We start from the raw sequence: 7371 nt of genomic DNA, 5'->3' as shown, positions 1-7371 counted from the left end.
CTTCGCCACCGGCGTCGGCGAACCCGGTAGCAAGGTCCGCTTCGCCGACATCAACGGCGACGGCAAAGCCGACTACCTGATTCTCCAGGACGACGGCGTGGTCAACGCTTGGATCAACAACGGTGGCACGGGTCACGGTGGCTGGACCGAGTACGGCACTTTCGCCACCGGCGTCGGCCAGCCCGGGGACAAGGTCCGCTTCGCCGATGTCAACGGCGACGGCAAAGCCGACTACCTCGTCGTCCAGGACGACGGCGTCATCGACGCCTGGATCAACAACGGCGGCAGCGGCCACGGCGGCTGGACCGAGAACGGGACCCTCGCCACCGGCGTCGGCGAACCCGGTAGTAAAGTCCGAATCTAGCAGCTTGTCCCGTCACGGGATCAGGCTTGCCGGGATCCCTTACCGGACGATCTCGACCATCTGCAGCACAGCCGGTCTTCCGCCCGCTCTTGCCGGGCGGAAGACCGGTGTTTCAGCGGGCCCTGGGGAGAAATCTCCAGGGCCCGCGTAATGCTCGCGCAATGCTCTGCGGCGTAACCGACGCCGCAGGACTCGCCTGCTCTTAACCTGGGATAACCGACAGTGAGCCTGATAACCCCGATCACCACCAAGCCATCCAGTAAACCCCCCACATCCGGGGTACGTCTGGACTCGCTCACAGGCCTGCGGTGGTACGCGGCGCTGCTCGTCGCCTGCTTTCATTTTGCCTACGAGGAAGCGTCCTCCGGCACTTCTTTGCACGTCTTCAGGCTGAAGGAAATCGTCTACGCCGGGCCCTCGGCGGTTTCTTTCTTCTTCATTCTCTCCGGGTTCGTCCTCGCCTGGTCGGCACGCCCTCATGACACCGTGACCGGATTCTGGCGACGCCGGTTCGCCCGGATCTATCCCAGCCACTTGGTGACCTTCGGTGTCGCCGTCCTCACCATGCTCTGGATGGGCAAGGCCCTCGACCCTCGCATCGCGCTGGCGAATCTGAGTCTGACGCAGTCCTGGATCCCGAACCACAAGGACTGGTGGTTCGGATACAACGGCGTCTCCTGGTCGCTGAGCTGCGAGTTCCTCTTCTACCTGACGTTCCCGTTCGCGGTGAAGATCGTCCGGCAGTTCTCCACTCGCGGCCTGTGGGTGACGGTGGTCGCAGGCAATCTGTGCGTCGTCCTGGCCCCGCTGTACATGAAGTCCATCGAGCAAGCGGCCAACTGGGATCCGAAGTTCCTGCTCTACGTCTTCCCGCCCATGCGGCTGGTCGAGTTCGTGATCGGCATCGCCGTCGCACTGCTGGTGAAGAACGGTTCCTGGCGCGGCCCCGGGCTAGCTGCCAGCCTCGCCTTGTCCGTCCTGGTGGTTTTCGGGCCGTCCCACGTCATGCCCTTCGACTTCCACTGGAGCGCTGACACGGTCATTCCGTACACCCTGACCATTGCCGCAGCCGCACGCGCCGACGTCCTGGGGGAGCCCTCTCCCTTCAGAAACCGGGTCAACGTTTATCTGGGTGAAGTCTCCTTTGCTTTCTACCTGGTCCACGAGATCGTCATATTCAGCGTCGACTATTTCCTCAAGACACACCACTTCACCATTCCCCTGGCCCTACATCTGGGCCTGGTCCTGGCGATCTCTTTCCTCGGTGCGGTGCTCCTGCACGAGTACGTGGAGAAACCCGGCGTGAAGCTGCTGTCCCGTAGCCGACGGAAACCCCGGCCGACCACGACCTGATCGCTCGCATGAACAAGCCCCGGCCGATGGACAGGTCGGGGCTCAAGCACATCAGGGCTCGGCACGCTCACCGCGCAGCCAGCGTCTCCCAGAACATCAACTCATACGCCTGAAGCAACCTGCCGTACCGGAGCGCGAGACGCTCCGTCAGCAGCCCGCCCCTCAGGCCGGATTCGACCGCCGTCAGCGCCAGCGACTCCGCCTCCTCGGACGGTTCCGCGAAGAAGTCGAAGAAGCCGCACGCCCGGTCGGCGAAGCCGTAGTGGGCGCGCATGGCGCGGCTGATGGTCCCGCAATACCCCGACCATGCCGCGAAGTTGGCCGTCAGGGCAACCACCGCATCGGAAGGTTCCGCGCTCAGTGCGAGCCAGGCCGCGTAGGCCGGGTAGGCCTGGCAGCCCGCCTGTGGTTCGTACGACTCGATGGCGGCGGCGTCCAGGCCGCAGGCATCAGTCAGGGCCGTCAGTCGGTGGAGGGCCTCGGTTTCGCCCTCTGCGAGGAAGTGGAAGAAAGCGGCCACGGCGGGCTGCTGTGCGGCCCGTTCGGTCAGGTGCAGGAAGCTGCGGCGGTCGCTGGTGATGATGTGGTGCTGTTCCAGGGCCAGGGTCGCGAAGACCTCGCGGGGGGCCTCGCCCCTGGCGATCAGGGGGACGAGACGGTTCGCGTCGGCCGCGGGCGTGAGGCCCGTCGTCGCGTCCGTCAGTACTTGCCGGGCCGTACGAGCAGCCATCGCGGCGCCTCCCTGTCCCTGACAGCGTCCCCGACACCGTCCCCGGCACAGGTTGCCAGAAGATCGCGGGTCAGGGGCGGGGTGCCGCGCTCACTTCGCCCCCGCCACGTAGAACAGCAGGAAGAGGAAGCCGGCGAAGAAGTGCACGGCGACGAGGTAGATGAAGATGCGGATCGTGATCGCTATCGGTGCCCGGTCCTGCTCTTTGACGACCTTCTTCGCGGTCGGCGGGACGACGGCGGTCATGGCGGTGTTGACGTCCTGCGAGGCGTTGCTCATGGCATTCCCCTCCGGGTCGGTGCGGCGCCGCCGAGGCACAGCTCGGTCGCGCCGCTCTGCATCAGCGTGTGCATGAACAGCAGGTCCACTCCGCTGCCCGACGCGGCCGCGATGCGGTGCGGGGTCAGCGAGTCGAAGTGCGCCGCGTCGCCGGGGTCCAGCAGGTGGGTGGACTCGCCGAGGGTCAGCCGCAGCCGGCCGCCGGTCACGTACAGCCACTCCTCGCCGGGGTGCACCCGGACCAGCTCGGCCTGTTCGCCGGGGCCCGGCGGCACGTGCAGCCGGAGCGCCTGCATGGCCCGTCCGGAGCCCCCGGCCCGCCAGTAGGTCCAGCCGCCGGACTGCTGGGCTTCCATGCGGTCCGCGCGCACAATGGGATCGCGCTCGGGGATCGCCTCGCCGAGGAGGTCCGATACGGTCGTTCCGTACGTGCGCGCCAGCGTGAGCAGCATCGGCAGGGACGGGGTGCGGCGGCCGGTCTCCAGGCGGGACAGGTGCGCGGGGGAGAGTCCGACCCGCGCGGCGGCGGCCTCCAGTGTCAGTCCACTGCGTCTGCGCAGGTCGCGCAGACGGGGGGCGACGGACGGCAGGTCGGCGATGTCGTCGGGCTCGGGCGGTGCGGCCAGGTCGGGCTGCGGCGGGCTCATGTGTCCGGTATAGCCCTGCCCGTGCCTCAGAGGCAAAAGTTTTGCCCCTGAGGCAAAACTTTTGGAAGCAACGACTCCGCAAAGGTCCTAGCCGCGCTCCTTACGCAATGCCCGTAATCGCCTCACCTGCGGTTATGCATCCGGTGAACAGTCAGGAAACTCTCCAACTTGGCATTGACATGACATGCCGGACCCCCGGCATCCTGGGCGCCATGACCAACCCCCCTCGTTTCACGCGTACCGCGGCGATCGCCGCCGCCCTGACCTCGGTGGTACTGTTCGGCGGCCCCGCCGTGGCGGCCACTCCCACCACCACCGTCCACTCCGCCACCGTGAGCCTGAAGACCGTCGGTGACATCTGCTACGGCGACCTGCCGTCCCAGGCGCACGACACCATCACGCTGATCGACAACGGTGGCCCGTTCCCGTACCCGCGGGACGGCATCGTCTTCTCGAACCGCGAGGGTGTGCTGCCGCAGCAGTCGAGCGGCTACTACCACGAGTACACGGTCAAGACGCCCGGCGCCCCGGACCGCGGTGCCCGACGCATCATCACCGGCGAGCAGCAGCACGAGGACTACTACACGGCCGACCACTACGCGACCTTCGACCTGGTCGACTTCAGCTGCTGAATCTCCGTCAGGCAGCCATCGGATACAGGCTGCTGAGGGAATATCACCCTGATTCGCGTCCCGCCGTCACCTCCGACGGCGGGACTTCCGTTTCAATGGCCCGGTGAGATCCCGGTCCGTACGTGCCCTGATCACCGCGCTGGCGGCCACCGTCTGCCTCGCCCTCTCCCAGGCCCCTCCCGCGGCCCCGGCGGCCGCTCCCGGCCCCGGCCTCGGGCCCGGCCTCGGTCCCGACGTCATCGTCTTCGATCCCTCCATGCCCAGGGAGGCGATCCAGCGGAAGGTCGACGAGGTCTTCCGGCAGCAGGAGAAGAACCAGTTCGGCGCCGCCCGCCGGGCCTTGCTGTTCAAGCCGGGCAGCTACGACGTCGACGTCAAGGTCGGCTTCTCCACCCAGGTCGCGGGGCTCGGCCTGTCCCCCGACGACGTGACGATCAGGGGAGGCGTGCACGTCGACGCGCGCTGGTTCCAGGGGAACGCCACCCAGAACTTCTGGCGCGGCGCCGAGAACCTCTCCATCGTCCCCGCCTCGGGCACCGACCGCTGGGCGGCGGCCCAGGCCGCCCCGTACCGCCGTATGCATCTGCCCGGGGACCTGCGGCTCGACGACGGCGGGTGGGCCAGCGGCGGCTTCATCGCCGACTCGCGGATCGACGGGCAGGTGCGGTCGGGCACCCAGCAGCAGTGGCTCACGCGCGACAGCCGCATCGGCGGCTGGGACGGTGCCACCTGGAACATGGTGTTCGTCGGGGTACGGAACGCGCCCGCGGGCACCTTCCCCGCTCCCCCGTACACCCGCGTCGACCGGGCGCCGGCCGTGCGCGAGAAGCCGTTCCTCTACGTCGACGGCGCGGGCGCGTACCGCGTCCTCGTCCCGGCCCTGCGCGCCTCGGCGCGGGGGACGACCTGGGAGGGCGGGGCCCGGCAGCCGGGTTCGTCGCGCCCGCTCGGGCGGTTCTCCGTCGTACGGGCCGGTACGGGCGCGGACCGGATCCAGGCGGCGCTCGACCGCGGCATGGACCTGCTGTTCACCCCCGGCGTCCACCACCTCGACCGGACCCTGCGGGTCACCCGCCCCGGCACGGTCGTCCTCGGGCTGGGGATCGCGACGCTCGTGCCCGACCGGGGCACCCCCGCGCTGTCCGTCGCCGACGTGGACGGCGTACGGATCGCGGGCCTCCTCGTCGACGCCGGGCCCGTCGCCTCGCCCGCCCTGATGGAGCTCGGGCCGCCCGGCTCGCACCGGCGCCACGACCGCGACCCCGTCTCCCTCCACGACGTGTTCTTCCGCGTCGGCGGCGCGGGGGCCGGCCGGGCGGTGCGGACGCTGGTCGTCAACAGCTCGGACGTGATCGGCGACGACCTGTGGCTGTGGCGCGCCGACCACGGCACCGGCGTCGGATGGACCGTCAACACAGCTGACGAGGGGCTGGTGGTGAATGGCCGTCATGTCACCATGTACGGGCTGTTCGTCGAGCATTACCAGCGTCGGCAGGTCGTCTGGAACGGCGAAGACGGCCGCACGTACTTCTTCCAGAACGAGCTGCCCTACGACCCGCCCTCCCAGGCGGCCTGGAGCGACGGCGCCGCCAAGGGGTACCCGGCCTACGTCGTCGCGGGCCGCGTGACCCGTCACGAGGCCTGGGGGCTGGGCAGTTACGCCCACTTCACCACCGGGCAGCGGATCGTCGCCGACCGCTCCTTCGCGGCGCCCCGCGGGCCCGGGGTGCGCTTCCACGACCTGGTCACGGTCTCCCTGGACGGCGGGAGCACCATCCGGCACGTCATCAACGACAGGGGTGGTCCGTCCGATGCCGCCGCCCATGTCGCCTATCTGCGCTCTTATCCCTGACGACCCCGTGGTTGTGTCGTCAACAACCTTGTCCGGATAGCCGCTTGAAATGTGCCGGCCTCTCCTATGAGCCCTTCAGTGCAAGGGCTACCAGTCGGTAAGGTGGTGGGCAGTCTTGACAATGAGGGGGTTGGCCGCCATGGGAACGGACGTCGGCGAAATAGTCGATCTTGCGGCGATGGGGCACGAGTTCGCCAGAGACCCGTACCGGATCTACGCCGAGCTGCGCGCGGCCGGGCCCGTGCACCGGGTGCGGATGCCGGAGGGTGCCGAGGCCTGGCTCGTCGTCGGCCACGACGAGGTGCGCGCCACCCTCAACGACCCACGGCTGTCGAAGAGCTGGCACTCCGCCGACGTGGGCCTCGGGCTCACCTCGGTGGCCTCCGGCCCGCACATGCTGATCACCGACCCGCCGCAGCACACCCGGCTGCGCAAGCTCGTCACCCGCGCGTTCACCCCCAGGCGCGTCGAGGGCCTCGCGCCCCGCGTACAGGCGATGACGGACGAGTTGATCGACGCGATGGCCGCGGCCCCGGACCGCCGCGCCGACCTCGTCGACGCCCTGTCCTTCCCGCTCCCCATGGGCGTCATCTGCGAGCTGCTCGGCGTGCCCTCGCTCGACCGGCAGGCGTTCCGCGCCTGGTCCAACACCGCCATCGGGTCCGCGCCGGTCGCCGAGAAGGAGGTGGCGGCGCGCGAGGGCCGCGCGTACCTCGTCGAACTCATCGCCGCCAAGCGCCACCAGCCCGGCGACGACCTGCTGAGCGACCTGATCCGCACCACGGACGAGGAAGGCGACCGGCTCACGGCCGACGAACTCCTCGGCATGGCCTGGCTCCTGCTCGTCGCCGGGCACGAGACGACCGTCAACCTCATCTCCAACGGCGTCCTGGCCCTCCTCCGGCACCCGGAGCAACTGGCCGATCTGCGGGCCGACTTCGGCCTGATGGAGAACGCCGTCGAGGAGATGCTGCGCTACGACGGGCCGGTCGAGACCCCCACCTACCGGTTCACCACCGAGCCGCTGGAGATCGGCGGGGTGTCCGTTCCCGGGGGCGGGAGCCTGGTCCTGCCGGTGCTCGCCGACGCCGATCGCGATCCCGCGCGGTTCCCGGAGCCCGACCGCTTCGACATCCGGCGCGACGCGCGGGGCCATGTCGCCTTCGGGCACGGCATCCACTACTGCCTGGGGGCGCCGCTGGCTCGGCTGGAGGCGCGCATAGCGATCCGGTCGCTGCTGGAGCGCTTCCCGGATCTGGCCTTGGATGTGCATCCGGCTGCGCTGGCGTGGCGTCAGGGGATGCTCATACGGGGGCCGGAGAGGGTGCCGGTGCGGTTCTGATTGCCGGGGTGGGTCGGCCCGGCCCGGTTGTCGACTGCGGGGTGGCTGCGCCGCTCGCCGTTGTCGAGTGCGGGTTTGGTTCGCCGCCTGCGGCGGGGGCGGCCTGCGGCCGCGTCCTCAAACGCCGGACAGGCTGGATATGCGGGCGGGCGCAAACCGCAAGGCCCAAGAC

Annotated in this window: 8 protein-coding genes; 5 read left to right on the top strand and 3 right to left on the bottom strand. The window is 69.3% G+C overall.

What is annotated here, in order from left to right; genetic code table 11:
* On the top strand, window positions 1-364 hold a 364-nt coding region (locus ACWD4A_RS11510; protein ID WP_451192421.1), incomplete at its 5' end, for an FG-GAP repeat domain-containing protein.
* Window positions 365-586: 222 nt separating this feature from the next.
* A complete protein-coding gene (locus ACWD4A_RS11505; protein ID WP_451192419.1) occupies window positions 587-1717 on the top strand; it encodes an acyltransferase family protein in 1131 nt (376 codons plus the stop codon).
* 67 nt (window positions 1718-1784) lie between these two features.
* Here the strand turns inward: ACWD4A_RS11505 and ACWD4A_RS11500 are convergent, their stop codons facing one another.
* The 3 genes from ACWD4A_RS11500 to ACWD4A_RS11490 all read right to left on the bottom strand — a co-directional run bounded on the left by ACWD4A_RS11500 (window position 1785) and on the right by ACWD4A_RS11490 (window position 3373).
* Window positions 1785-2447, bottom strand: a complete 663-nt coding sequence (locus ACWD4A_RS11500; RefSeq protein WP_451192417.1) for a thiaminase II/PqqC family protein — start codon at window positions 2445-2447, stop codon at window positions 1785-1787.
* A 90-nt stretch (window positions 2448-2537) separates the two neighbouring features.
* On the bottom strand, window positions 2538-2726 hold the full coding sequence (locus ACWD4A_RS11495) for a DUF6126 family protein (protein WP_451192414.1): 189 nt from the start codon (window positions 2724-2726) through the stop codon (window positions 2538-2540).
* Window positions 2723-3373: a helix-turn-helix domain-containing protein gene (locus ACWD4A_RS11490; protein ID WP_451192411.1), complete on the bottom strand. Its 651-nt coding sequence runs from the start codon at window positions 3371-3373 to the stop codon at window positions 2723-2725. Before ACWD4A_RS11490 ends, ACWD4A_RS11495 begins: the two co-directional genes overlap by 4 nt.
* Before the next feature lie 212 nt (window positions 3374-3585).
* On the opposite strand from ACWD4A_RS11490, the gene ACWD4A_RS11485 reads away from it, so the two are divergent.
* The 3 genes from ACWD4A_RS11485 to ACWD4A_RS11475 all read left to right on the top strand — a co-directional run bounded on the left by ACWD4A_RS11485 (window position 3586) and on the right by ACWD4A_RS11475 (window position 7199).
* A complete protein-coding gene (locus ACWD4A_RS11485; protein WP_451192409.1) occupies window positions 3586-4005 on the top strand; it encodes a ribonuclease domain-containing protein in 420 nt (139 codons plus the stop codon).
* Window positions 4006-4108: 103 nt separating this feature from the next.
* Window positions 4109-5857: a coagulation factor 5/8 type domain-containing protein gene (locus ACWD4A_RS11480; protein ID WP_451192406.1), complete on the top strand. Its 1749-nt coding sequence runs from the start codon at window positions 4109-4111 to the stop codon at window positions 5855-5857.
* 178 nt (window positions 5858-6035) lie between these two features.
* Window positions 6036-7199 carry a cytochrome P450 family protein gene (locus ACWD4A_RS11475; RefSeq protein WP_451192402.1) on the top strand — a complete coding sequence of 388 codons (1164 nt, stop codon included), beginning with the start codon at window positions 6036-6038 and terminating at the stop codon, window positions 7197-7199.
* Window positions 7200-7371 lie beyond the last annotated feature (172 nt).

Source organism: Streptomyces sp. NPDC002537, assembly GCF_053594975.1.
This window is presented reverse-complemented; position numbering and strand designations above follow the sequence as displayed.